The 23683-nt window shown below is 71.4% G+C and carries 22 protein-coding genes; 13 read left to right on the top strand and 9 right to left on the bottom strand.

Annotated features, from left to right (window positions below; genetic code table 11):
• Window positions 1-61: 61 nt before the first annotated feature.
• The 5 genes from ACIG0D_RS08935 to ACIG0D_RS08955 all read left to right on the top strand — a co-directional run bounded on the left by ACIG0D_RS08935 (window position 62) and on the right by ACIG0D_RS08955 (window position 6937).
• Window positions 62-3190 (top strand): sacsin N-terminal ATP-binding-like domain-containing protein, encoded by a 3129-nt coding sequence (locus tag ACIG0D_RS08935; RefSeq protein ID WP_399797474.1) that lies wholly within the window; start codon window positions 62-64, stop codon window positions 3188-3190.
• Window positions 3191-3382: 192 nt separating this feature from the next.
• Window positions 3383-4162 carry a calcium-binding protein gene (locus ACIG0D_RS08940; RefSeq protein WP_399797476.1) on the top strand — a complete coding sequence of 260 codons (780 nt, stop codon included), beginning with the start codon at window positions 3383-3385 and terminating at the stop codon, window positions 4160-4162.
• Window positions 4163-4203: 41 nt separating this feature from the next.
• Window positions 4204-4971 (top strand): calcium-binding protein, encoded by a 768-nt coding sequence (locus ACIG0D_RS08945; protein WP_399797479.1) that lies wholly within the window; start codon window positions 4204-4206, stop codon window positions 4969-4971.
• A 45-nt stretch (window positions 4972-5016) separates the two neighbouring features.
• Window positions 5017-5871: a calcium-binding protein gene (locus tag ACIG0D_RS08950; RefSeq protein ID WP_399797481.1), complete on the top strand. Its 855-nt coding sequence runs from the start codon at window positions 5017-5019 to the stop codon at window positions 5869-5871.
• Window positions 5872-6031: 160 nt separating this feature from the next.
• Entirely contained in the window at window positions 6032-6937 is a 906-nt protein-coding gene (locus ACIG0D_RS08955; protein ID WP_399797484.1) for a DUF5707 domain-containing protein, read from the top strand.
• A gap of 18 nt (window positions 6938-6955) precedes the next feature.
• Here ACIG0D_RS08955 and ACIG0D_RS08960 read toward each other — a convergent pair whose 3' ends face one another.
• Window positions 6956-9349, bottom strand: a complete 2394-nt coding sequence (locus tag ACIG0D_RS08960; RefSeq protein ID WP_399797487.1) for an HAD-IC family P-type ATPase — start codon at window positions 9347-9349, stop codon at window positions 6956-6958.
• Window positions 9350-9483: 134 nt separating this feature from the next.
• Window positions 9484-9747, bottom strand: a complete 264-nt coding sequence (locus tag ACIG0D_RS08965; RefSeq protein WP_399797489.1) for a DUF2530 domain-containing protein — start codon at window positions 9745-9747, stop codon at window positions 9484-9486.
• A 113-nt stretch (window positions 9748-9860) separates the two neighbouring features.
• Between ACIG0D_RS08965 and ACIG0D_RS08970 the strand changes: the two genes are divergently transcribed.
• Window positions 9861-11312, top strand: a complete 1452-nt coding sequence (locus ACIG0D_RS08970; protein ID WP_399797492.1) for an NCS2 family permease — start codon at window positions 9861-9863, stop codon at window positions 11310-11312.
• Here the strand turns inward: ACIG0D_RS08970 and ACIG0D_RS08975 are convergent.
• A complete protein-coding gene (locus tag ACIG0D_RS08975; protein ID WP_365759148.1) occupies window positions 11305-11487 on the bottom strand; it encodes a ribbon-helix-helix protein, CopG family in 183 nt (60 codons plus the stop codon). The genes ACIG0D_RS08970 and ACIG0D_RS08975 overlap by 8 nt on opposite strands.
• A 119-nt stretch (window positions 11488-11606) precedes the next feature.
• Between ACIG0D_RS08975 and ACIG0D_RS08980 the strand changes: the two genes are divergently transcribed.
• The 3 genes from ACIG0D_RS08980 (at window position 11607) to thpR (ending at window position 14521) form a co-directional block, all read left to right on the top strand.
• Complete coding sequence (locus ACIG0D_RS08980) at window positions 11607-12044, top strand: MarR family transcriptional regulator (RefSeq protein ID WP_365759305.1); 438 nt, start codon at window positions 11607-11609, stop codon at window positions 12042-12044.
• A 30-nt stretch (window positions 12045-12074) separates the two neighbouring features.
• A complete protein-coding gene (locus ACIG0D_RS08985) occupies window positions 12075-13433 on the top strand; it encodes an MFS transporter (protein WP_399797496.1) in 1359 nt (452 codons plus the stop codon).
• Between the two features lie 515 nt (window positions 13434-13948).
• Window positions 13949-14521 carry an RNA 2',3'-cyclic phosphodiesterase gene (gene thpR / locus ACIG0D_RS08990; protein WP_399797499.1) on the top strand — a complete coding sequence of 191 codons (573 nt, stop codon included), beginning with the start codon at window positions 13949-13951 and terminating at the stop codon, window positions 14519-14521.
• A gap of 222 nt (window positions 14522-14743) precedes the next feature.
• Here thpR and ACIG0D_RS08995 read toward each other — a convergent pair whose 3' ends face one another.
• The 3 genes from ACIG0D_RS08995 to ACIG0D_RS09005 form a co-directional block, all read right to left on the bottom strand.
• Entirely contained in the window at window positions 14744-15736 is a 993-nt protein-coding gene (locus tag ACIG0D_RS08995) for an aldo/keto reductase (RefSeq protein ID WP_399797501.1), read from the bottom strand.
• A 44-nt stretch (window positions 15737-15780) separates the two neighbouring features.
• Complete coding sequence (locus ACIG0D_RS09000) at window positions 15781-16368, bottom strand: Uma2 family endonuclease (protein WP_399797504.1); 588 nt, start codon at window positions 16366-16368, stop codon at window positions 15781-15783.
• A 72-nt stretch (window positions 16369-16440) separates the two neighbouring features.
• Window positions 16441-17115 (bottom strand): GDSL-type esterase/lipase family protein, encoded by a 675-nt coding sequence (locus ACIG0D_RS09005; protein WP_399797506.1) that lies wholly within the window; start codon window positions 17113-17115, stop codon window positions 16441-16443.
• 86 nt (window positions 17116-17201) lie between these two features.
• Here ACIG0D_RS09005 and ACIG0D_RS09010 point away from each other — a divergent pair, with 86 nt between their 5' ends.
• Window positions 17202-18185, top strand: coding sequence for a WD40 repeat domain-containing protein (locus ACIG0D_RS09010; protein WP_399797509.1), 984 nt, complete (start codon window positions 17202-17204; stop codon window positions 18183-18185).
• A gap of 59 nt (window positions 18186-18244) precedes the next feature.
• Here ACIG0D_RS09010 and ACIG0D_RS09015 read toward each other — a convergent pair whose 3' ends face one another.
• Window positions 18245-18994, bottom strand: a complete 750-nt coding sequence (locus tag ACIG0D_RS09015; protein ID WP_399797512.1) for a sporulation protein — start codon at window positions 18992-18994, stop codon at window positions 18245-18247.
• A 57-nt stretch (window positions 18995-19051) separates the two neighbouring features.
• The gene (locus ACIG0D_RS09020; protein WP_399797514.1) at window positions 19052-19837 is read right to left on the bottom strand and encodes a TetR/AcrR family transcriptional regulator; all 786 of its coding nucleotides are present in this window, start codon (window positions 19835-19837) and stop codon (window positions 19052-19054) included.
• 98 nt (window positions 19838-19935) lie between these two features.
• Between ACIG0D_RS09020 and ACIG0D_RS09025 the strand changes: the two genes are divergently transcribed.
• From ACIG0D_RS09025 to ACIG0D_RS09035, 3 genes are all read left to right on the top strand, one after another.
• Complete coding sequence (locus ACIG0D_RS09025; RefSeq protein ID WP_399797517.1) at window positions 19936-20898, top strand: ATP-binding cassette domain-containing protein; 963 nt, start codon at window positions 19936-19938, stop codon at window positions 20896-20898.
• Window positions 20895-21716 carry an ABC transporter permease gene (locus ACIG0D_RS09030; RefSeq protein ID WP_399797519.1) on the top strand — a complete coding sequence of 274 codons (822 nt, stop codon included), beginning with the start codon at window positions 20895-20897 and terminating at the stop codon, window positions 21714-21716. The genes ACIG0D_RS09025 and ACIG0D_RS09030 overlap by 4 nt, the downstream gene beginning before the upstream one ends.
• A 137-nt stretch (window positions 21717-21853) precedes the next feature.
• Entirely contained in the window at window positions 21854-22420 is a 567-nt protein-coding gene (locus ACIG0D_RS09035) for an SMI1/KNR4 family protein (protein WP_399797522.1), read from the top strand.
• 75 nt (window positions 22421-22495) lie between these two features.
• Here ACIG0D_RS09035 and serC read toward each other — a convergent pair whose 3' ends face one another.
• Window positions 22496-23614, bottom strand: a complete 1119-nt coding sequence (gene serC / locus ACIG0D_RS09040) for a phosphoserine transaminase (RefSeq protein ID WP_399797525.1) — start codon at window positions 23612-23614, stop codon at window positions 22496-22498.
• Window positions 23615-23683: the final 69 nt, after the last annotated feature.

Below are 23683 nucleotides of genomic sequence, written 5' to 3' on the forward strand. Positions count from 1 at the left end.
GCCGGGCGGGGCCCCCGGTCACGGTACCTTCGTCCTCTCGTCACGAGGAGGAGAAGGCAACGTGAGCAAGTACGTGCGGCCGGCGGCCGAGGGGGCCGATCCGTTCGGGACGGGGCGGCTGCGGCGTGGCGTGCTGGACGCGTGGGCGACGAGTGCCGCGCGGTTCCGGGAGGACGCCAACGCCGAGGAGGATCTGGTCCTCGGCGGGTACCGGGACCGGCTCGTCATCGAGCTCGCGCAGAACGCCGCCGACGCGGCGGCCCGGGCCGGTGTGCCGGGGCGGCTGCGGCTCACCCTCCGGGACGGAGTGCTCGTCGCCGCCAACACCGGGGCTCCGCTCGACGCGGCCGGGGTGGAGTCCCTTGCCACCCTGCGGGCGTCGGCCAAGCGCGACACCCATGAGAGTGCCGTGGGCCGGTTCGGGGTCGGGTTCGCGGCCGTGCTCGCCGTGACCGACGAGCCCGCCGTCGTCGGGCGGCACGGGGGCGTGCGGTGGTCGCTCGCCGAGGCCCGGGATCTCGCCGCCGACGTGGCGCGGCACAGCCCCGGGCTGGGCGACGAGATCCGGCGGCGGGACGGGCATGTGCCGCTGCTGCGGCTGCCGTTCGCCGCCGAGGGGCGGGCGCCCGAGCCGTACGACACCGCCGTCATCCTGCCGCTGCGGGACACGCCCGCCGCCGACCTCGCCGAGCGGCTGCTGCACGCCGTCGACGACGCGCTGCTCCTCACCCTGCCGGGCCTGGAGGAGGTCGTCGTCGAGGTGGGCGACGACGCGCCGCGCACGCTGTGGCGGCGGACCGAGGGCGCCCTGACCGTCGTGGAGGACTCGCGGGACGGGACGACCACGTGGCGGACGTCCTCCGCGCACGGGCCGCTGACCCCCGAGCTGCTGGCCGGGCGGCCGGTCGAGGAGCGGCTGCGGCCGTACTGGTCCGTGACCTGGGCCGTGCCCGTGGAGCCGGAGAGCGGGGGGCCCGCGCGGCCCCGGACCGCCCCCGTCGTGCACGCGCCCACCCCGAGCGACGAGCCCCTCGGCGTGCCCGCGCTGCTCATCGCCTCCTTCCCGCTCGACACCACCCGGCGGCACGCCGCGCCCGGGCCGCTCACCGACTTCATCGTGGAGAAGGCGGCGGACGCGTACGCCGAGCTGCTGGCCGACTGGCGGCCGGTGACGGACGGGATCATCGACCTGGTGCCCGGCCCGCTGGGCAAGGGAGAGCTGGACGGGGCGCTGCGGCAGGCGATCCTCGACCGGTTGCCGCGCACGGCCTTCCTGCCGCCCGCCGTGCCGCCCGCCGAGGGCGACAGCGAGCTGCCCGAGTCGCTGCGGCCCCGGGACGCCGAGGTGGTCGAGGGCGCCGGGGCGGAGACCGTGCGGGTGCTCGCCGAGGTGCTGCCGACGCTGCTGCCGGCCGGTCTGGAGCGGCGGGTGGAGCTGCGGACGCTGGGCGTGGCGCGGGTGCCGCTCACGGACGCCGTGGACCGGCTGGCCGGGCTGGAGAAGGAGCCCGGCTGGTGGTGGCGGCTGTACGACAGCCTCGCCGGGGTCGACCCGGACCGGCTGTCGGGGCTGCCGGTGCCGCTCGCCGACGGACGGACCACCATCGGGCCGCGGCGCGTGCTGCTGCCGCTGCCCGACGCGACGGTGACCGACCCGGACGTCCTGGCCCGGCTGGGCCTGAAGGTCGCCCACCCGGACGCCACGCATCCGCTGCTGGAGAAGCTGGGCGCGCTGCCGGCGACGCCGCGCGCGGTGCTGACCACGCCGCAGGTGCGGGCCGCCGTCGCCGCCTCGCTGGAGGACGACGGGGGTGCCGGCTGGGAGGAGGACTCGCTGGACGCCGAGGAGCTGGCCGAGACCGTGCTCACGCTGGTGCGGGAGGCGGGGCTGGAGCCCGGCGACGAGCCCTGGCTGGGCGCGCTCGCCCTGCCGGACGAGGAGGGCGAGCCGACCCCCGCGGGTGAACTCGTCTTCCCGGGCAGCCCCTTCGCCCAGGTCATGCGGGAGGGTGAACTCCCGTTCCTGGACGCCGAACTGGCCGAACGCTTCGGTGAGGCGCCGCTCGCCGCGTGCGGGGTCCTGGTGAACTTCGCGCTCGTCCGCGCCACGGACGTCGTCCTCGACCCGGACGAGCTGGAGCCCCGGGAGGGCGACTACGCGGAGCCGGACGATCCGGGGCTGCTCGACGCCGTGGACGTGTGGTCCGAGGACATCCTCGACCGCTTCCCGGACACGCCCGTGCCGCCGGTCGCGACCGAGCTGGTCGCCGTACGGGACCTGGACCTCGTCGACGACGACAAGTGGCCGCAGGCCCTCGCGCTGCTCGCTCGGCCACCGCTGCGCGACGCCCTCACCCAGCCGGTACGGATCCTGCTGCCCGACGGCACCCATGAGGTCGTACGGCCCTACACCGCGTGGTGGCTGCGCGGGCACCCGGTCCTCGACGGGCGGCGGCCGGCCGGTCTGCTGGCCGCCGGGGGCGATCCGCTGCTGCGCGGTCTGTACGACGAGGCCGACGCCACCGGGTTCGACGACGCGCAGGTGCTGCGGGCACTCGGGGTGCGCACCTCCGTGGCGGCGCTGCTCGACGAGCCGGGCGGCGCGGCCGAGCTGCTGGACCGGCTCGCCGATCCCGACCGGCATGTCACCGCCGCCCAACTGCACGGGCTGTACGGGGCGCTGGCCGAGCTGGACCCCGAGCAGGTGACCCTGCCGGACGAGCTGCGGGCCGTCGTGGACGGGCGGGTCGAGGTGGTGGACGCGGCCGACGCGGTCGTCGTCGACTCCCCGGACCTGCTCCCGTTCACCGGCGGGGTGCCGCTGCTGCCGGTCCCCCCGAGCCGGGCCGCCGAGCTGGCCGAGCTGTTCCAGGTGCGGCGGCTGAGCGAGTCGGTCACCGGGGAGGTGACCAGCGAGGGCACCGAGCACGAGGTGCCGGACGCGGTACGGGTGCTGCTGGGCCCGCGTACGCCCCGCTCCTACGTCGAGCACGACGAACTCGTCGTCGACGGCGTGGAGATCGACTGGCGGCTCACCGACGACGGCGTACTCCACGCGGCCACCCTGGAGGGCGTCGCCGCCGGCCTGGCCTGGGCGGCCGGCCAGTGGCCCCGCCGCTTCGAGGTCGCGGCACTGCTGGAGGACCCGTCCCGGACGGAGGAGCTGGCGCGGGACCGCTGGTTCGACTGACCGCCGCGCGCCGCAAACCCCCTTCGCGATCCTCCGCACAAATTTTTCAGGAGTCGTACAACCATTCACCCGTGTCGCGGATCTGATCACGTGAGTCAACAGACTCTGCGATCACTCGGGCCCCGTCGGCACCGCACGAACGGTGCGGCATCGACAGGCGGCGGGGCCCCCTGCTTTCCACGGGGAAGACACATGCGCATCCGTGCCACCCTCGGCGTCGTCACCGGCGCCCTGGCGCTCACCGCCGTCGCGGTCCCGGCCGCCCAGGCCGACGAGATCCGCGGCGACACCACGATCTCCGACATCTCCGTGAACGGCGGCAAGCCCGTCGTCGTCGGCGCCTCCGCCACCAAGACGATCACCATCACCTTCACGGTGAAGGACGACGCGGGCGTCGACAAGGCCATGGCCCTGCCGTACCACGGCCCGAACCTGGACAACGCGGACAGCGCGGCTCTTCCCCACACCGAGGACGACTTCTCGGTGTGCACCAAGGTGAACTCCACCACCGCCACCTGCACGGCGAACTACCCCTTCACCCCGGGCAAGAACGCCATCAACGAGGTCGCGGGCGGCTGGAAGCTCTGGGCCTTCGCCTCCGGCAAGGACGGCGACTACGTCCAGAAGGAGAACGCCAAGGGCTTCTCCCTCCAGCGCCTGTCCAAGCTGACGGTCAACGCCTCCCCGGAGCCGGTGAAGAAGGGCAAGACCCTCACCGTCACGGGCAAGCTGACCCGCGCCAACTGGAACGCGAACAAGTACTCCGGCTACTCCGGCCAGTCCGTGAAGCTCCAGTTCCGCAAGAAGGGCTCCAGCACCTACACCACGCTGAAGACCATCACGACGAACACCTACGGCGACCTGAAGACGACGGTCACCGCGTCCGCCGACGGTTACTACCGCTACAGCTTCGCGGGCACCTCGACCACCCCGGCGGTCAGCGCCGCGGGTGACTACGTCGACGTCCAGTAGGTCACGCCTCTTCCATCGCTCTTTCCCACCTGAGGAAACACATGCGTACTCGCGCCACCGTGGCCGCCGTCTCCGGCGCCCTCGCCGTCTCCGCCTTCGCCGTCCCGGCCGCGCAGGCCGACACGCGGGACGGCGGGTACGGGGACACCACGATCACCAAGGTCGTCGTCGACGGCGACAACAAGGCGTCCGTGGGCACGTCGGCCGCCAAGACCATCAAGGTCAGCGTGACGGCGACGGACGACTCGGGCATCAAGGCGGCCGACGAGTTCTCGCTCTCCGGCCCCGACTACGGCTTCTTCACCACGACGAAGCCGACCTGCACCGAGGTCAGCGCCACCACGTCCACCTGCACCGCCTCGGTGACGGTCGACCCGAAGGTGGACTACCTCACCAACGCCAGCGCCGGCACCTGGTACGTCGACGCGTGGGTCGACGCCAACGACGGCGACTACATCTGGAAGGAGAAGGCCGGGTCCTTCAAGTTCCAGCGCGCCGGCAAGGTGACGGCCAACGCCTCGCCGGAGCCGGTGGCGAAGGGCAAGACCATCACCGTCACGGGCAAGCTGTCCCGCGCCAACTGGGAGACCCTGAAGTACGCGGGTTACAGCGGGCAGTCGGTCAAGCTCCAGTACCGCAAGTCCGGCTCCAGCACCTACACGACGCTGAAGACCGTCACGAGCAACAGCTACGGCGACCTGAAGACGACGGTCACCGCCACCGCGGACGGTTACTACCGCTACAGCTTCGCCGGCACCACCACGACCGCGGCCGCGAACGCCACGGGCGACTTCGTCGACGTGCAGTAACGCTCCCGCAGTCACATTCGCTCCTCTTCCCACCCGAGGAAACACATGCGTATTCGCACCACTGTGGCCGCCGTCACCGGCGCCCTCGCCCTGACCGCCGTCGTCGCGCCGGTGGCGCAGGCGGACAGCCACGCCGACATCAACCGGCCGAGCGCCGCCGACCGCGCCGACAAGTCGGCGTTCAGCTCCTCCGCCGCCGCGGCCGAGGCGCCCACCGTCTCCAACGTGACGGTGAACGCCGGCAAGAGCGTCGCCGTCGGCACCACGTACGCCAAGACCTTCACGGTCTCCCTCACCGCCAGCCACCCGACCGGCATCTACGACGCCTACATCGACCTGTGGCACGGCACCAGCGCCGAGGACGACATCGACGGCTGGCTGCCGCCGAACGAGGAGAACGCCACCTGCACCGTGGTCAACTCGACCACGTCGAACTGCAAGCTGACGATCACCGCGGTGCCGGGCACCGAGGGCGACCTGTACGGCAACTTCCTCGCCGGCACCTGGAACGTGGGCGTCGCCGCCTGGGGCAACGACGGCAGCGAGTACTGGAACGACTACTACAAGACCCACAAGGTCCAGCGGTTCTCCAAGCTGACCGTCAACGCCTCCCCGGAGCCGGTGGCGAAGGGCAAGACCATCACGGTCACCGGCAAGCTGTCCCGCGCCAACTGGGAGACGGCCAAGTACGCGGGCTACTCCAACCAGTCGGTGAAGCTGCAGTTCCGCAAGAAGGGGACCAGCACCTACACCACGCTGAAGACCATCACGACGAACACCTACGGCGACCTGAAGACCACGGTCACCGCCTCCACGGACGGTTACTACCGCTACAGCTTCGCGGGCACCACGACCACCCCGGCCGTCAGCGCCGCGGGTGACTTCGTCGACGTGCAGTAATCACCCGGCAGTTGAGCACGGCCCCGGACGCCATCCGGGGCCGTGCGCTTTTCGGCTGTCTTTTCAGCCTCGTACGGCGCCGGAGCAACCCCGGCCCCCTCAACTCCATCTGATCACATGAGTCATGACTCGGCTCCACGATCATTCACTTGGGGAACGCATGCGTATACGAGCCACCGTGGCCGCCGTCACCGGCGCCCTGGCCCTCTCCGCCCTCGCCGTCCCGGCCGCGCAGGCCGCCGGCGGTTCCGCAGCGGCCGACGACTACCGCGCCGACGTGGCGAAGATCGCCCGCGCCGCGACCGACCGCGCCCCGGGCCAGCCGTACGACCTGAACGTGACCTTCTCCGCCTTCAAGGTCGCCAAGGCCGTCAAGGTCGGCACCACCCAGCACGTCTCCACCACGGTCAGCTACACCGTGACCCACGACGCGGACGTCAACGTCAAGTCCGACGACTTCCTCACCGCCCCCGTCCTCTACCGCGGCAGCATGGAGGCCCCGACCTCCGTCCCGCTGATGGGCAACAAGCCGGCCACCTGCACCGCCACCTCGGCCACCACCGCCACCTGCACCGGGAAGATCGACATCTACCCGGCCCAGGACGACCTGATCAACTCCGACGCCGGCACCTGGAAGGGCGGCGCGATGGCCGTCGACTACAACGGCCAGGACCCGGACGGCTTCGACTTCGACATCACCAAGGTCGGCTTCGCCCAGCAGGGCGGCCTCGGCTCCACCCTGCTCCAGCGCAACTCCCAGCTCACGGTGGACGCCACGCCGGAGCCGGTGAAGAAGGGCAAGACCCTCACCATCACCGGCAAGCTCGCCCGCGCGAACTGGGAGACCCACAAGTACGCCGGGTACGTCGGCCAGCCGGTGAAGCTCCAGTTCCGCAAGGACGGCACGACCACCTACACCGACGTGAAGACCATCAAGACGGACTCCACGGGCAACCTGAAGACCACCGTCAAGGCCGGCGTCGACGGCTACTACCGCTACAGCTTCGCGGGCACGACGACCACCCCGGCGGTCAACGCCAAGGGCGACTTCGTCGACGTGCAGTAACCGACCCGCAGGTTCGTCTCAGGCCGGAAAGCGGCGGCCGACCCAGCGCCACAGCACCTCCAGGGCGGCCGCCGCACCCAGCGCGATGCCCACCGCGATCCACGGCATCGTCACCCCGACCAGCTTCAGCGCGAAGAACTCCTGGAGCCACGGCACCACCAGCACCACCAGGAACCCGGCGCCCATCGCCGCGACCAGCGCGATCCGCCACCAGGTGTAGGGGCGGGCGATGATCGCCAGCACCCATATCGAGATCAGGAACAGCGTCAGCGTGGCGGCACTGGTCTCCGCGTCCAACGCGCCCGGCCCGCTGTAGTGCCGGCGGGCCAGCAGATACGTCGCGAAGGTCGCCAGCGCGGCCAGCACCCCACCCGGGATCGCGTACCGCATCACCCGCCGGACGAAGTTCGGCTTCGCCCGCTCCTTGTTGGGCGCGAGGGCCAGGAAGAAGGCCGGGACGCCGATCGTCAGGGTGGACAGCAGGGTGAGGTGGCGGGGCAGGAACGGGTACTCCACCTGGGAGCAGACGACCAGGATCGCCAGCAGCACCGAGTACACCGTCTTCACCAGGAACAGGGTCGCCACGCGCGTGATGTTGCCGATCACCCGGCGCCCCTCGGCGACCACCGACGGCAGGGTGGCGAAGCTGTTGTTCAGCAGCACGATCTGCGCCACCGCCCGGGTCGCCTCCGAGCCGGAGCCCATCGCCACCCCGATGTCGGCGTCCTTCAGCGCCAGCACGTCGTTCACCCCGTCGCCGGTCATCGCCACGGTGTGCCCGTGCGACTGGAGCGCGCCGACCATGTCCCGCTTCTGCTGCGGGGTGACCCGCCCGAACACGGTGCCCTCGTCTAGGGCGGTCGCCATGCCCGCGCGGTCGTCGGGGAGGCGGCGCGCGTCCACCACCGCGCCGGTCAGGCCCAGCTTGCCCGCCACCGCGCCCACGGACACCGCGTTGTCGCCGGAGATGACCTTGGCGCGGACGTTCTGCTCGGCGAAGTAGCGCAGGGTGTCGGCGGCGTCGGGGCGCAGCCGCTGCTCCAGGACGACGAGCGCGGCCGGCTTGGCGCCCCGGGCGACCTCGGCGGAGGACAGATCGTCGGCGGCGGTACGGGCCAGCAGCAGCACGCGCAGGCCCTGCTCGTTGAGGCGTTCGGTCTCGGCGAGGGCCGGGTCCTCGGCGGGCAGCAGCACGTCGGGGGCGCCCAGCAGCCAGGTGCTGGTGTCGCCGTCGCCCTCGATGAAGGAGGCGCCGCTGTACTTGCGGGCGGAGGAGAACGGCAGGGACTCCACGCAGCGCCAGTCCTCGGCCTCCGGGTAGACGTCGATGATCGCCTGGAGGGAGGCGTTGGGGCGCGGGTCGGACTCGCCGAGGGCGCCGAGGACGTGGCGTATGTACGACTCGTCGTAGCCGTTCAGCGCCCGAAGCTCGGTGACGTCCATGCCGCCCTCGGTGAGGGTGCCCGTCTTGTCCAGGCAGACCGTGTCGACCCGGGCCAGGCCCTCGATCGCGGGCAGCTCCTGCACCAGGCACTGCTTGCGGCCGAGCCGGATGACCCCGATGGCGAAGGCGACGGAGGTGAGCAGCACCAGGCCCTCGGGGACCATGGGGACGATGCCGCCGACGGTCCGGGCGAGGGAGTCCTTGAAGTCGGCGTCCTTGACCACCAGCTGGCTGATGACGAGGCCGATGGCGGTGGGGACCATCATCCACGTGACGTACTTGAGGATGGTGGAGATGCCGGAGCGCAGCTCGGAGTGGACCAGGGTGAACCGGGAGGCCTCCTCGGCGAGCTGGGCGGCGTAGGCCTCGCGGCCCACCCGGGTCGCCTGGTAGGCGCCGCCGCCGGCGACCACGAAGCTGCCGGACATCACCTGGTCGCCGGGGCGTTTGACGACCGGGTCGGCCTCGCCGGTGAGCAGTGACTCGTCGATCTCCAGACCGTCCGCCTCGACGCACACCCCGTCGACCACGATCTTGTCCCCGGGCCCGGCCTCGATCACGTCGTCGAGGACGATCTCGGAGGTGCCGACCTCGGCGGCGACCCCGTCGCGGCGCACCGTGGGCCGCACCTCGCCGATCAGCGCGAGCGAGTCGAGGGTCTTCTTGGCCCGCCACTCCTGGACGATGCCGATCCCGGTGTTGGCGAGGATGACGAAACCGAACAGGCTGTCCTGGATCGGCGCGACGAACAGCATGATCACCCAGAGCACACCGATGATCGCGTTGAACCGGGTGAAGACGTTGGCCCGGATGATGTCGGTCATCGACCGGCTGCTGCGCACCGGCACGTCGTTGACCTGTCCGCGCGCCACCCGCTCGGCGACCTCCGCGGCCGTCAGCCCGCCCGCCGGGGGCGTGGGCACGGGGCGCGTGGGCCCGAGGTGGGCGCCCGCGTCGATGTGCGTCATGCATTCGACGGTACGTGCGGACATGGCCGTTCACCCGCCGAATGCGGGGAAGATCCGACCAGGGGTGGACGCGGTTCGTGCCGTGGTCGTACGGGCCGGGTCAGGCGGTGGGGGGCGCCTCGGCGGTGGACGCCCTACGCGGCGGAGGCCTTCTCGCGTGCCGCGCGCTTGAGCGCCTGGTCGCGCCTGCGGACGTACCAGATGCCGATCAGGCCGAGGCCGCCGCCGGCCAGGCAGGTCCACAACCACCAGGTGTGGCCGCGCTCGTCGAACCAGCCGTAGAAGGGGAGCTGGACCAGGAAGAGGACGAACCAGAGGATCGTGCCGCCGGTGATGGTGGCGACCACGGGGCCCTCCAAGGGCTCCGGCGCCTCGTGCTTGGGGGTCCACTTCGCCATGCGGATGAGTGTAGGCGGCCCGATGGTCTACGCGCGGAGATGGCAATCAAGGACTCATATGTTCATACTGAAACCGTTTGTCTCTGTCCACTTCTGCTCGTAGGAACACACCAATGCCCACCTCGGCACCCGCCAAGGTCCCCACGCCCGAGCAGCCGGGCAAGGCGCCGGTCCACAGCGCCCTCGACCGCTACTTCAAGATCTCGGAGCGTGGCAGCACCCTGGCGCGCGAGGTCCGTGGTGGTCTCGCGACCTTCTTCGCGATGGCGTACATCATCGTGCTGAACCCGATCATCCTCGGCAGCGCGAAGGACATGTACGGCAACCAGCTGGACAACGGCCAGCTGGTCACCGCGACCGCGCTGACCGCGGCGTTCACCACCCTGCTGATGGGTGTCATCGGCAACGTGCCGATCGCGCTCGCCGCCGGTCTCGGCGTGAACTCGGTGGTGGCGCTCCAGCTCGCGCCCCGGATGTCCTGGCCGGACGCGATGGGCATGGTGGTCCTCGCCGGTTTCGTGGTGATGCTGCTGGTCGCCACGGGCCTGCGCGAGCGGGTGATGAACGCGGTGCCGTTCGGTCTGCGCAAGGCGATCTCGATCGGTATCGGCCTGTTCATCATGCTGATCGGCCTGGTCGACTCCGGCTTCGTCTCCCGGATCCCGGACGCCGCCCACACCACCGTCCCGCTCCAGCTCGGCGGTGACGGTCACCTCAACGGCTGGCCGGTGCTGGTCTTCATCCTCGGCACCCTGCTCACCCTCGCGCTGATCGTGCGCAAGGTGCCCGGCGCGATCCTCATCTCGATCGTCGTGATGACGGTCGTCGCGGTCGCCATCGAGGCCGTCGCCAAGGTGCCGTCCTGGGGTCTGACCACCCCGAAGTGGCCGGGCAACCCCGTCGCCACCCCGGACTTCGGCCTGGTCGGCGAGGTCAGCCTGTTCGGCGGGTTCGAGAAGGTCGGCGTGCTGACCGGCGTCCTGTTCGTCTTCACCGTGCTGCTGTCGTGCTTCTTCGACGCCATGGGCACGATCATGGGCGTCAGCGACGAGGCCAGGCTGACCGACGCCCAGGGCCAGATGCCGGGCATCAACAAGGTCCTGTTCGTCGACGGCATCGCGGTCGCCGCGGGCGGCGCCAGCTCCTCCTCGGCCACCACCGCGTTCGTGGAGTCCACGGCCGGTGTCGGCGAGGGCGCGCGCACCGGCTTCGCCAACGTCGTCACCGGCGGCCTGTTCGCCGTCGCCCTCTTCCTCACCCCGATCGCCACCATGGTCCCGTCGCAGGCGGCCACCCCGGCGCTGCTCGCGGTGGGTTTCCTGATCCTCGCGGGCTCCGTGAAGGAGATCGACTGGGCGGACTACACGATCGCCATCCCGGCCTTCGTGACCATGCTGATGATGCCGTTCACCTACTCGATCACCAACGGCATCGGCATGGGCTTCATCACCTTCGTCGTCCTGCGCCTGGCGGCCGGCCGGAGCCGGGAGGTCCCGGCGGCGATGTACGTGGTGGCGGCGGTGTTCGCCTTCTACTACCTGATGCCGGCGCTGGGGCTCACGTGACGCCGTAGAACCTCTGCGTCTCCTCGACGGCCGCCTGGAAGCGCTCGTCGAAGTCATCACGGATGAGCGTCCGGACGACATAGTCCTGGACGCTCATTCCTCTTTTCGCCGCGTGGTGCCGGAGCCGTTCGAGCAGCTCCCCGTCTATCCGCAGGCTGAGCACGCTGGTCCCCATGGAGACGAGGGTCGGCGCGCGCGGGGCGTGATGTGTCATGTTCTGCTTCTGGATCACCCGGATGGGTGATGGCGGAGGCGAGTGGTCCTTAGCGAGAGTAATGAGGTACGCTAAAGAACATGCCGGACCTCACCCATGGCGACGATGCTGCCGCCGTGAACTCCCTGCGTTCCGCCGTCATGCGGCTCTCCCGTCGGCTCAAGCACCAGCGGGTCGACGAGTCGCTGAGCCCCACCGAGATGTCGGTGCTGGGCACCCTCTCCCTCTGCGGCCGGGCCACCCCCGGTGAGCTGGCCCGCAAGGAGCACGTGCAGCCGCCGTCGATGACCCGCATCGTGGCACTGCTGGAGTCCAAGGGACTGGTCCGGCTGGAGCCGCACCCCGAGGACCGGCGCCAGAAAGTGGTGACCCCGACCGAACAGGCCGAGGCCATGCTCGAGGAAAGCCGTAGAAAGCGAAACGCCTTCCTCGCCACCCTGGTGGAGGGCCTCGACGAGGACGAGTGGGCCAAGCTGCGCGCCGCCGCCCCCGTGCTGGAGAAGCTCGCGCACCTGTAAGCAGCCGTAGCAAGGAGGAGGCGAACCCTTTTGAGTACGGGATCCGGAGCAGACTCCGCCCCCGCACCGACCACCCACGACACCTCATCCGCCACCGAGGCCCCGCGCAAGGCCTCCATGTTCAGCTCCCTGAAGATCAGGAACTACCGCCTGTACTTCATGGGACAGGTCGTCTCCAACACCGGCACCTGGATGCAGCGCATCGCCCAGGACTGGCTGGTGCTCAGCCTCACCGGCTCCGCCACCGCCGTCGGCGTCACCACGGCGCTCCAGTTCCTTCCGATGCTGCTCTTCGGCCTCTACGGCGGCGTCCTCGTCGACCGCCTGCCGAAGCGGCCCACCCTGCTGGTCACCCAGTCCGCCATGGCCGTCACCGGCCTCGCGCTCGCCGCGCTCACCCTGACCGGCCACGTCCAGGTGTGGCACGTGTACGTCGCCGCCTTCGCCGTCGGTCTCGCCACGGTCGTCGACAACCCGGCCCGCCAGTCGTTCGTCAGCGAGCTGGTCGGTCCCGGCGGGCTCCAGAACGCGGTCAGCCTGAACTCGGCGAACTTCCAGTCCGCCCGCCTGGTCGGCCCCGCCGTCGCGGGCCTGCTGATCACCGGCGTCGGCACCGGCTGGGCGTTCCTGCTCAACGGGCTGTCCTTCGTCGCGCCGATCGCCGGGCTGCTGCTGATGCGCTCCCGCGAACTGCACGCCGTCGAGCGCGCCCCGCGCGGCAAGGGCCAGCTCCGCGAGGGCGTGCGCTACGTCGCCGGGCGGCCCGAGCTGATCTGGCCGATCGTGCTGGTCGGCTTCGTCGGCACCTTCGCCTTCAACTTCCCCGTCTACCTCTCCGCCTTCGCCGACGACGTCTTCCACGCCGGTGCCGGCACCTACAGCCTGTTCAACACCCTGATGGCGGTCGGCTCCGTCACCGGCGCCCTGCTCGCCGCCCGGCGCGGCACGGCCCGGCTGCGGGTGCTGAGCGCGGCGGCGATGGTGTTCGGCGCGGTGGAGATCGTCGCCGCCGTGACGCCGCAGCTGTGGATGTTCGCGGCGCTGATGGTCCCGCTCGGCATCTTCGGCATGACGGTGAACGTCACCGCCAACACCGGCATCCAGATGGCGACCGACCCCGCCATGCGCGGCCGGGTGATGGCCTTCTACATGATGGTCTTCCTCGGCGGCTCCCCGGTCGGCGCCCCGATCGTCGGCTGGATCACCGACACCTACGGCGCGCGCGTCGGCCTCGCCGCCGGCGGAGCGATCGCCGCGCTGGCCGCCGCCGTGATCGGCCTCGTCCTGGCCCGCACGGGCGGCCTGCGCCTCGCCATCGGCTGGCACCACGGCCACCCCACGGTCCGCTTCGTCCCGCGCGAGCGGGAGCGGCTGGCGACCGCGGCGTGACGCCGCACCGGGCGTGAGCGGGCCTGACCTGGTCTGATCGGGCCTGAGCGGGCCTGAGGGGGCCTGAGGGGGCCTGACCTGTTCTGAGCAGGCCGAGCGGGCCTGCCCCGGTCTGAGCGGGTCCGCCCGGTCCTGACCGGGGCGGCGCCGGGCTGCGGCCTGTCGCCGCGCCGGGCTCAGTCGGGCGGCCGTGGCGGTCTCGGCCGCGCGGCCGTGGAGGTCCGGCGGGCCCCGACGCGGGATACCCGGGTCGCCCGGTCCGCGGGATACCCGGGACGCTGGGTCCGCGGGATACCCGGGACGCTGGGTCCCCCCGGCATGCCGGGCCCGCGGGATCCCCCGGCACACCCGGCCCGCCGGAACCCCCGCACGCCCGGCCCGCCGGAACTCCCCCCCCCGCACACCCCGGCCCGCCGGAACCCCCGCACGCCCGGCCCGCCGGAACTCCCCCCCCCGCACACCCCGGCCCGCCGGAACCCCCGGACGCCCGGTGCGCCCTGTGCCAGGGTGGCCGTATGAGACTTTTCGCCGCCGTGCTGCCGCCGGACGACGTCGCCGGGGAGCTGGCCGCCGAGGTCGCCGCGTTGCGGAAGCTGCCCGGCGCGGACGGGCTGCGGTGGACCGGGCGCCCCGGCTGGCACTTCACCCTCGCCTTCTACGGCGAGGTCGACGAGGCCCTGGTCCCCGACCTGTCCGTCCGCCTGGAGCGCGCCGCGCACCGCACCGAGCCGTTCCGGCTGGCGTTGCGCGGCGGCGGCCAGTTCGGGCACGGGCGGGCGCTGTGGACCGGCGCGGACGGCGATGTCGCGACCCTGCGGCTGCTGGCCGACCGCGCGGAGGCGGCGGCCCGCAAGGCCGGGGTCCCCATGGGCGAGCACCGGCGGTACAAGGCGCACGTGACCGTGGCCCGCAGCCGCTCGGCGGTGGACGTACGGCCGTACGTCGAGGCCCTGGGCACGTTCGCCGGCCGTACCTGGACCGTCACCGAGCTGACCCTGGTCCGCAGCAACCTGCCGCGCTCCGGGACGCCGGGGGAGCAGCCGCGCTACGAGACGGTCGCCCGCTGGGCGCTGGGCGGGGCCGGTTAGGCTCGATACGTGGACCCGAAAACCCGGAACCGGATCATGGCCGGTGCGCTTGTGTTGATGTTCGTCGTCGTCGCGGTCGCCTCGGCGCTGGGCGGCTAGCGGCGGGGCCCCTGCCGCCGGTCGGCGGCGGGCCGTCCGCGGCCGGTCGCGCCCAGGCGGCGGAGCCGCATACGGGTGCGGCTCCGCGCCCTTCACGTGGGTGCTACAGGCGACGGCCCCGGGTCACCAGGCAAAGGCCTCCGGGCTCGGGCCCGGCCCCGGGAAGATCTCGTCCAGGGCGGTCAGCAGGTCCTCGGAGAGGTCCAGCTCCATGGCCCGCAGCGCCGACTCCAGTTGCTCCACGGTGCGCGGGCCGACGATCGGGCCCGTCACGCCGGGGCGGGTGAGGAGCCAGGCCAGGGCCGCCTCGCCGGGCTCCAGGCCGTGCTTGTCGAGCAGGTCCTCGTACGACTGGATCCGCGCCCGTGCCGCCGGGTCGGCGAGGGTCTCCGCGGCGCGTCCCGAGGCGCGGCGCTTGCCCTCGCTCTCCTTGCGGAGGACGCCGCCGAGCAGTCCGCCGTGCAGCGGCGACCACGGGATGACGCCGAGGCCGTAGTCCTGCGCGGCCGGGATGACCTCCATCTCGGCGCTCCGCTCGAACAGGTTGTACAGGCACTGCTCGCTGACGAGCCCGAGCGAGCCGCGCCGCGCGGCGGTCTCGTTGGCCTGGGCGATCTTGTAGCCGGGGAAGTTGCTGGAGCCGGCGTAGAGGATCTTGCCCTGCTGCACCAGGACGTCGATGGCCTGCCAGATCTCGTCGAACGGGGTGGACCGGTCGATGTGGTGGAACTGGTAGAGGTCGATGTAGTCGGTGCCGAGGCGCTGGAGGCTGGCGTCGACCGCGCGGCGGATGTTCAGCGCGGAGAGCTTGTCGTGGTTGGGCCAGGCGGGGCTGCCGTCGGCGCCCATGTTGCCGTACACCTTGGTGGCCAGGACCACCTTGTCGCGGCGTCCGCCGCCCTTGGCGAACCAGCTGCCGATGATCCGCTCGGTGCGGCCCTTGTTCTCCCCCCAGCCGTACACGTTCGCGGTGTCGAAGAAGTTGATGCCCGCGTCCAGGGCGGCGTCCATGATGGTGTGGCTGTCGGCCTCGTCGGTCTGCGGGCCGAAGTTCATGGTGCCGAGGACGAGGCGGCTGACCTTGAGTCCGGTGCGTCCGAGCTGCGTGTACTCCATGAGCGTCTAGCCAACGACTTGAAGTGCGCTCGAAGCAAGGGGGGTCAGTCGCGGGGGAACTCGTCGGTCTTGAGGGTGAGGTTGACGACGGTGCGGGAAAGGTCGAGGTCCTTGCCGAACAGGGCGGTCATCTCGACGACGTACTCGCCGTCCTTGGGGTCGGTGTGGACGTGGCAGCGGCCCTGGTAGGGATCGACGATGAGGTAGACGGGAACCCCGGCGGTGGCGTAGGCGGTCTTCTTGGGGCCGTAGTCGTTCCCCGCCGTGTCCTTGGAAATGACCTCGGCCACGAACTCGACGTCCTGGTAGCGCCAGCGGCCCTGGCCGTCCTTCACCGATCGCTCGGCCATCGCCGCCACGTCGCACGCGAAGCCGTTGAGGTGGCCGGGGAAGTCGATCCGCACGTCCGACGCCAGCCGCTTGAGCGGATACCTGTCGCGCAACTGCTCCAGGATCCCGTAGATGATCTCGAAGTGGGTCTGGCGTTGCGGTGACATGAAGACGTTTCCCCCGACGATCTCTACCTTGGTTCCCTCGGGGATGGGCAGCTTCTCCAGCCACTCGAACATGACGTCGAGGGTTAGCTCGCCGCTTACGTCGGCCATCTCGATCCTGTCTTCAAGGACGGTCATCGTGGCGCTCCTCCCCGACCGCCCCTCGAACGGGTGCGGCCGCGCAGTACAACGATACGAACGGCCGACCGGTTACGCGCCGTATTCCCCGCCGAGCCCCCATCCCTGCCACATCGCCTCCGCGAACGCGCCCGCGATCCGGTGCTCGCCGCTCGCGTTCGGGTGCGTGCCGTCGTAGGTGTCGCGGTGGATGTCCCACCCGGCCGGGGGCGAGGCGAGGAGCAGGGGGGAGCGGGGGGTGTCCAGGTCGGCGACCGCCTTGCCCAGCAGTTCGTTGAAGCGCGCGACCTGCTCGGCGAACGGGGGGTCCTGCTGGGCGCGCACGTTGGGGATCACCGGCAGTATCACCATCCGTATGCGCGGCCTGGCCTCGCGGGCCGCGGCCACGAACGCGTGGACGTTCTGCGCCGTCTGCTCGGCGTTGGTGTAGAAGCCCAGGTCTATGAGGCCGAGGGAGACCAGCAGCACGTCCGCGCGGGTCTCGCGCACCGCGTCCCCGATCAGCGGGGCCATGTGCAGCCAGCCCTCGCCCCAGCCGGCCAGGTGGGCGCGGGGGAAGTCCGGGTCGGCGTAGGCGTACGACGTGGGGGCGTCGGCGGACTTGTCGTACAGCGTCTCGCGCGGGCCGACCAGCGTGAACTGGCCGCCGTACGTCGCGCGCAGGTGCTGCCACATGCGGTGCCGCCACGTGTGTTCGCCCGCGCTGCCGATGGTCATCGAGTCGCCTACCGGCATGAACCTGAGCATCCGCTCATGATGGACGATCGGCGCGGCGGCCGCGCTCGGCACGGGGTGTGAGGCCCGCCACGCCCCGGTCGTGCCAGTCTTGGGGCATGCGCCGAACGTTCGTGCTCCTCGCTGCGGCCCTCCTCACGGGCGCGCTCGCCCAACCGCCCGCCTCCGCCGCCGACGCTGACGAGGGGTTCACCATCAAGGACCCGCGCATCACGGAGTCCAGCGGCCTGGCCGCCTCCCGGCAGCACCCGGGCGTCTACTGGACCCACAACGACAGCGACGACGGCGCGTATCTGTACGCCGTGGACGGCAGGACGGGCGACACGCTCGCCACCCTCTCGCTCACCGGCGTGGGCGCCCCGCGCGACGTCGAGGCGATCTCCATCGGACCGGACGACCGGATCTACGTCGGCGACATCGGCGACAACCTCGGCGGCAGCTGGGACCACGTCTGGATCTACCGGCTGCCCGAGCCGAAGACCCTGCGGGATCAGACCGTGCGGGCGACGCAGTACGTGGTGACGTACTCGGACGGGGCGCGGGACGCCGAGTCGCTGGTGGTGCACCCGAAGACGGGGCGCGTCTACATCGTCGACAAGAACGAGAAGGGCGGGCGCCTCTACCAGGGGCCGGCCGAGCTTTCCGCCTCCGGCACCAACGTGTTCAGGCCGATCGCCGCCGTCCCCGATCTGGAGGCCACCGACGCCGCGCTGTCCCCGGACGGCGAACAGCTCGTCGTCCGCAGCTACTTCGGGGCCATCGCGTACGACTGGAACGGCGGCAGGCTGAAGAAGACCGGGCGGCTCAGCGTGCCGTTCCTGGGGCAGGGCGAGTCCGTCACCTACACCGCCGACGGGTCGAAGCTGATGTACGGCGCGGAGGGCTCGGAGAGTTCCGTGGAGCCCGGGGAGGTGCCGGGAGGCGGCGGCGCGGCGGGCTCCAAGTCGCCGGAGGGCGCGGGTGGTGCGGACTCGGAGGACGACAAGGGCGGCGCCGGCGTGAGCGCCGGGAAGGGCGTCCTCGCCGTCGCCGTGGCCGCCGCCGCGCTGCTGGGGCTGAGCCGGTTGCGGCGGAAGAAGTAGGGGTTCGGGGGGAGTTGGCGTGCCGGGCGCGGTGGCGTGCCGGGCTCGGCAGGGGACCGTCAGGTCCAGTAGGAGCGGATGTGCTCCTCGATCGCCCGCGTCCACGCCGCGCGGTCGGGCTCGCCGGCGGGCAGCGTCACCGGCGGGTAGCCGCCCGGGTGGACGTCGATCGCGTCGGGGCGGGTGATGAGGACCGTCTCCAGCTCCTGCGCGCCCCGGTTCCAGGAGGCGGGGAAGTGGAAGTCGAGCTCCTGCCAGAAGGGGGCGGTACGGCGGTCCTTCATCCGGTCCGGCCACGGCTGCGCGCCGAGCTTCACCTCCGACTCGCGGAAGCGGAAGCCCAGGTCCTCGTAGACCTGGAAGACGAGGTCCTGGGACGGCAGCGCGTGCACCTCGACCTCGTCGAAGTCGCCCTGGTCCACCGCGCTGTCGACGGCGAGTTCGGTGCGCACCGCGACCCGGCTGCCGGCCAGCCGCGTGCCGCGCGCGTGCGTCAGGGGCATCTCCCAAGGCACGTCGAGGGCCACATGGCGGACGACGGTGCCGCCGGCCGGCAGCCGGAAGGGGCCGCCGGTCGCGGTGGAGACGACGTACGGCCTGGTCCAGCCGGTGGAGCCGTCGGGCTCCAGGTCCTCCGCGCGGACGACGAGTTCGAGCCGCAGCCGCTCCACGTCCAGGTCCGCGCCGCCGCCGTGCACGGTGACCTCACAGCGCAGCGGGGTGCCGGGCCGGATCGGGTCGGTGGTGACGACGGTGTCCACGGACGGGGCGCCGGCGCCGAGCGTGCGCAGGAACGTGCGAAATGCCATGTGGTGGGTTCCCCTCCCTGAACCGGCGGTTCCCCGTGAAACGCCGGCAACGGGAGCCTAGGCGTCCCCAGTGCGCTCCCGCGCCCGTTGTGACACGAACACGTCCAGGCCGTCGAGGATCCGTTGCAGTCCGAACTCGAAGTGGTCGAAGTCGGGGCTCCAGGTGTCCTCGGAGAGGTTGGCCATGATCGGGTAGCGGTCGGGCGTCATGACCTTCTCCAGGACCGGCACCTGCGCCTCGAAGAACTCGGTGGTGGTCAGCCCGGTGCGGCGCTCGGCCTCCTCCTGGTAGACCTGGGTGCGCGCGGCGCCGACGACGTACGAGTCGATCAGGATGATCACCGAGACCAGCTCGGGATCGCTCAGCCCCATGGGCCGGATGCGCCCCAGCATCAGCTCCATGCTGTCGAGGGCGCTCGGGCCGAGGATCGGCCGGGACTGGTTGACCTGGAGCAGCCAGGGGTGGCGGCGGTAGAGGGCGAGGGAGGCACGGGCCATGGCGTCGAGGGCGGAGCGCCAGTCGCCGTCGCCGAGGCCTTCGAAGTTCTCGCCGGGGCGCTGGACGCGGTCCAGCATGAGGTCGAGCAGCTCGGCTTTGCCGGGGACGTAGCGGTAGAGCGACATCGCGCCGGTGCCCAGTTCGGCGCCGACGCGGCGCATGGAGACCGCCTCCAGTCCCTCGGCGTCCGCGACCCGGACGGCGGCTTCCACGATCTGGTCGAGGGTGAGGGCGGGCTTGGGGCCCCGGCTCGGGCGTCGCCCGGTGTCCCAGAGCAGTTCCAGGGTGCGGACGATGTCGCCGCTGCCGCTGGTGTCGGTCATTCCGTTGCCGCCGCTCGTCATGACCTCAGCTTATGTCCCCGCGCAAAAAACTGCTTACGGCGTACGTGTAATCGGGTACGGTGTAAGCAGTTGTGGGGACGACGGGAGGACATGGGGAGATGGACGGTTACGCGGTACACGCCGAGGGGCTGGAGAAGCGGTACGGCGAGAAGCGCGCCCTCGACGGCTTCGACCTGGCCGTCCGCGAGGGCACCGTGCACGGCCTGCTCGGGCCGAACGGCGCCGGCAAGACCACCGCCGTGCGCATCCTGTCCACGCTGATCCGCCTCGACGGCGGACGGGCGACGGTGGCCGGCCTCGACGTGGCCCGGCAGGCGCGCGAGGTGCGCGCCAGGATCGGGCTCACCGGTCAGTACGCGGCGGTGGACGAGGTGCTGACCGGCCGGCAGAACCTGGAGATGTTCGGCCGGCTGTTCCACCTCGGCGGCAAGCGGGCCAAGCTGCGCGCGACCGAGCTGCTCGAACAGTTCGACCTGACCGACGCCGCCGACAAGGGCGTCGGCGGCTACAGCGGCGGTATGCGCCGCCGCCTCGACCTGGCCGCGTCGATGATCCTCGCCCCGGCCGTGCTCTTCCTCGACGAGCCGACGACGGGACTGGACCCGAGGAGCCGGGGCGAGGTCTGGGAGTCGGTGCGGGCGCTGGTGGCCGACGGCACCACGGTCCTGCTGACCACCCAGTATCTGGAGGAGGCCGACAAGCTGGCCTCCCGCATCACCGTCATCGACCAGGGCCGCGCCATCGCCGACGACACCCCGGACGGCCTGAAGGACCGGGTCGGCGGCGACCGCATCGAGGTCGTGGCCGCCGACCGGGCGGACATCCCGCGCGTGGTGAAGGTGGTCGCGCGGGTCTCGGACGGCGAACCGGAGGCCGACGAGACCGAGCTGCGCGTGCACGCGCCCGTCACCGACCGGGTCGCGGCCCTCACCGAGGTCGCCCGCACCCTCCAGGACGAGGGCGTGCGGGTCGAGGACATCGGGCTGCGCAGGCCCAGCCTCGACGACGTGTTCCTGCGCCTGACCGGACACCGCGCCAAGAAGGAGGAGACGGCGGCATGAGCACCCTGGACCTCACGCGGCCCCCCGCCCGCAGCCGCACGTACTGGATGCTGTCGGACGTCTGGAACATCGTGCGCCGCGGCCTGACGCACTACCGGCGCCAGCCGGTGAACATAGCCTGGCAGCTGGGCTTCCCGATCCTGTCGGTGCTGCTGTACGGCTATGTCTTCGGCAGCGCCATGCAGGTGCCCGGCGGCGGGGACTACAAGGACTTCCTGATGCCCGGCATGTTCGTCATGACGATGGCGTTCGGCTTCATCAACACCGCGACGGTGGTGGTCTACGACTCGACGAAGGGCGTCATCGACCGCTTCCGCTCGATGCCCATGGCGTCCAGCGCCGTGGTCGCGGGCCGCGGCGTCACCGACCTCCTGGTGGCCTGCGCGGAACTGGCCATCATGATGCTGACCGCGCTCGCCATGGGCTGGCGCCCGGACGGCGGCTGGGGCTTCCTCGCCGCGTTCGGCCTGCTGCTGTGGCTGCGGTTCGCGCTGATCTGGGTCGGCGTCTGGCTGGGCCTCATCGTCCCCAATCCGGAGGCGGCGGGCGGCCTCTTCGCGGTCGCCTTCCCCCTGACGATGATCTCCAGCATCTTCGTCGCCCCGCAGCTGATGCCCGACTGGCTCGGCTGGGTCGCCGCCTGGAACCCCATCTCCTCCACGGCCGCCGCCGCCCGCGACCTCTTCGGCACCCCCGCCGGCAACGGCGACTCCTGGGTCGAACAGCACGCGCTGCTGATGTCCGGGCTGTGGCCGCTGATCCTGACGGCGATCTTCCTGCCGCTGGCGGTACGACGGTTCCAGCGGCTCAGCCGCTGACGCGCTGCGGGGATCGGCGGCGCTGCTGATGCCCTCGGCAGCTGCGGGACCCGGCGGCGCTGCGGGACCCGGCGGCGCTGTGGATGCCGGCCGGGGTGCCGCAGCGTCGTCCGGGGCCCGCGTGCCAAGGTGAGCGCATGCTTGCCGAACATCACGAATCGCTGGTGCGCCTCTGCCCGCCGCCGTCCGACGGCGGCCGGGTCGTCGACTGGGCCGCTGTCGAGGAGGCGCTGGGCACCACCCTGCCCGCTGACTACAAGCGGCTCGTCGAGACGTACGGCGGTGGGCTGTTCGGCGACACGCTGTGGCTGCTGGAACCGGGCTGCCCGGACCCGATGTACGACCTGCTCGCCCAGACCGCGGAACGCGAGGAGATCCTCGCCGGCTTCTGGGAGGCAGGCGAGGACAAGCCCTCCGAGCTGGAGGAGCCCGGTACGCGGCTGGTGCCCTGGGCGTACGCGGAGGGCGCGGGCCACTTCCTGTACTGGCTGGTCCGGCCCGGCACCGAGCCCGAGCAGTGGACCGTCCTGCTCAACGAGGGACGCGGTCCGCTGTGGGACGCCTACCCCATGTCCTGCGGCCAGTTCCTCCTCGAGGTGCTGAGCGGCACGACGACGTCCTTCTACTTCACCGACCTGGACGACATCGTCGCCCCGGAGGACAGGACTCGGTTCGTGCCCAACGCGCGGATCCTGCGCGGGTAGGAGATACGCGAAAGGGGCGCCCGGTGTCCGCCGGGCGCCCCTTTCGCGTTGTGTGCGGTGTCGCGGGCGAGAAGGTCAGAGCTTCTCGATGACGTAGTCGATGCACTTGGTCAGGGCCTCGACGTCCGCGGGGTCGATCGCGGGGAACATGGCGACGCGGAGCTGGTTGCGGCCGAGCTTGCGGTACGGCTCGGTGTCGACGATGCCGTTGGCGCGCAGCACCTTGGCGACGGCCGAGGCGTCCACCTCGTCGGTGAAGTCGATGGTGCCGATGACGGCCGAGCGCTTGGCGGGGTCGGTGACGAACGGCGTCGCGAACTTCACGTCCTCGGCCCAGCCGTACAGCGTCCGCGCGGAGGTGGCCGTGCGGCGCACCGCCCAGTCCAGGCCGCCCTGGCCGTTGATCCACTCGAGCTGCTGGTTCAGCAGGAACAGGGTGGCGAGCGCCGGGGTGTTGTACGTCTGGTTCTTGCGGGAGTTGTCGATCGCCGTCGGCAGCGAGAAGAACTCCGGGATGTGGCGGCCGGAGGCGTGGATCCGCTCGGCGCGCTCGATCGCCGCCGGGGAGAACACGCCGATCCACAGGCCGCCGTCGGAGGCGAAGGACTTCTGCGGGGCGAAGTAGTAGACGTCGGTCTCGGCGATGTCGACGGGCAGACCGCCCGCGCCGGAGGTGGCGTCGACCAGGACCAGGGCGCCCTCGTCGGCGCCCTCGACCCGCTGGATGGGCATGGCCACACCGGTCGAGGTCTCGTTGTGGGTGAACGCGTACACGTCCACGCCCGCCTCCGCCCGCGCCTCCGGGTGGGTGCCCGGGTCGGCGGAGACGACGGTGGGCTCGGCCAGCCACGGGGCCAGCTTGGCCGCCTTGGCGAACTTCGAGCTGAACTCGCCGAAGCTGAGGTGCTGCGACTTGTTCTCGATCAGACCGTGGGTCGCGATGTCCCAGAACGCGGTGGAGCCGCCGTTGCCGAGGATGACCTCGTAGCCGTCGGGCAGCTGGAACAGCTCGCGGATGCCCTCGCGCACCTGCCCGACCAGGTTCTTGACCGGGGCCTGGCGGTGGGAGGTGCCGAGCAGGGACGTACCGGTGGCGGCCAGGGCGTCCAGCGCCTCCACCCGCACCTTGGAGGGACCCGCGCCGAATCGACCGTCCGCGGGCTTGATGTCAGCAGGAATCTGGATCTCAGCCACGAGGCGGAGCGTATCCCTTCGCGGAAATCAGGCGGAAACGTGTCCGTTCGATGAGACGAGATCTCCACC

The sequence above is a fragment of the Streptomyces sp. NPDC052773 genome (assembly GCF_044547145.1).
Classification (GTDB): Bacteria; Actinomycetota; Actinomycetes; order Streptomycetales; family Streptomycetaceae; genus Streptomyces.

Bases quoted from the DNA above. Each gene is read 5' to 3' on its own strand.
- ACIG0D_RS08965 (WP_399797489.1), bottom strand. From the start codon at position 9,747: ATGGCGAAGTGGACCCCCAAGCACGAGGCGCCGGAGCCCTTGGAGGGC.
- thpR (WP_399797499.1), top strand. From the start codon at position 13,949: ATGAGACTTTTCGCCGCCGTGCTGCCGCCGGACGACGTCGCCGGGGAG.
- ACIG0D_RS08995 (WP_399797501.1), bottom strand. From the start codon at position 15,736: ATGGAGTACACGCAGCTCGGACGCACCGGACTCAAGGTCAGCCGCCTC.
- ACIG0D_RS08975 (WP_365759148.1), bottom strand. From the start codon at position 11,487: ATGGGGACCAGCGTGCTCAGCCTGCGGATAGACGGGGAGCTGCTCGAA.
- ACIG0D_RS09035 (WP_399797522.1), top strand. From the start codon at position 21,854: ATGCTTGCCGAACATCACGAATCGCTGGTGCGCCTCTGCCCGCCGCCG.
- ACIG0D_RS08940 (WP_399797476.1), top strand. From the start codon at position 3,383: ATGCGCATCCGTGCCACCCTCGGCGTCGTCACCGGCGCCCTGGCGCTC.
- ACIG0D_RS09025 (WP_399797517.1), top strand. From the start codon at position 19,936: ATGGACGGTTACGCGGTACACGCCGAGGGGCTGGAGAAGCGGTACGGC.
- ACIG0D_RS09030 (WP_399797519.1), top strand. From the start codon at position 20,895: ATGAGCACCCTGGACCTCACGCGGCCCCCCGCCCGCAGCCGCACGTAC.
- ACIG0D_RS08980 (WP_365759305.1), top strand. From the start codon at position 11,607: ATGCCGGACCTCACCCATGGCGACGATGCTGCCGCCGTGAACTCCCTG.
- ACIG0D_RS08945 (WP_399797479.1), top strand. From the start codon at position 4,204: ATGCGTACTCGCGCCACCGTGGCCGCCGTCTCCGGCGCCCTCGCCGTC.
- ACIG0D_RS09015 (WP_399797512.1), bottom strand. From the start codon at position 18,994: ATGGCATTTCGCACGTTCCTGCGCACGCTCGGCGCCGGCGCCCCGTCC.
- ACIG0D_RS09010 (WP_399797509.1), top strand. From the start codon at position 17,202: ATGCGCCGAACGTTCGTGCTCCTCGCTGCGGCCCTCCTCACGGGCGCG.
- ACIG0D_RS08950 (WP_399797481.1), top strand. From the start codon at position 5,017: ATGCGTATTCGCACCACTGTGGCCGCCGTCACCGGCGCCCTCGCCCTG.
- ACIG0D_RS09005 (WP_399797506.1), bottom strand. From the start codon at position 17,115: ATGCTCAGGTTCATGCCGGTAGGCGACTCGATGACCATCGGCAGCGCG.
- ACIG0D_RS08970 (WP_399797492.1), top strand. From the start codon at position 9,861: ATGCCCACCTCGGCACCCGCCAAGGTCCCCACGCCCGAGCAGCCGGGC.
- ACIG0D_RS09020 (WP_399797514.1), bottom strand. From the start codon at position 19,837: ATGACGAGCGGCGGCAACGGAATGACCGACACCAGCGGCAGCGGCGAC.
- ACIG0D_RS08960 (WP_399797487.1), bottom strand. From the start codon at position 9,349: ATGACGCACATCGACGCGGGCGCCCACCTCGGGCCCACGCGCCCCGTG.
- ACIG0D_RS08955 (WP_399797484.1), top strand. From the start codon at position 6,032: ATGCGTATACGAGCCACCGTGGCCGCCGTCACCGGCGCCCTGGCCCTC.
- ACIG0D_RS09000 (WP_399797504.1), bottom strand. From the start codon at position 16,368: ATGACCGTCCTTGAAGACAGGATCGAGATGGCCGACGTAAGCGGCGAG.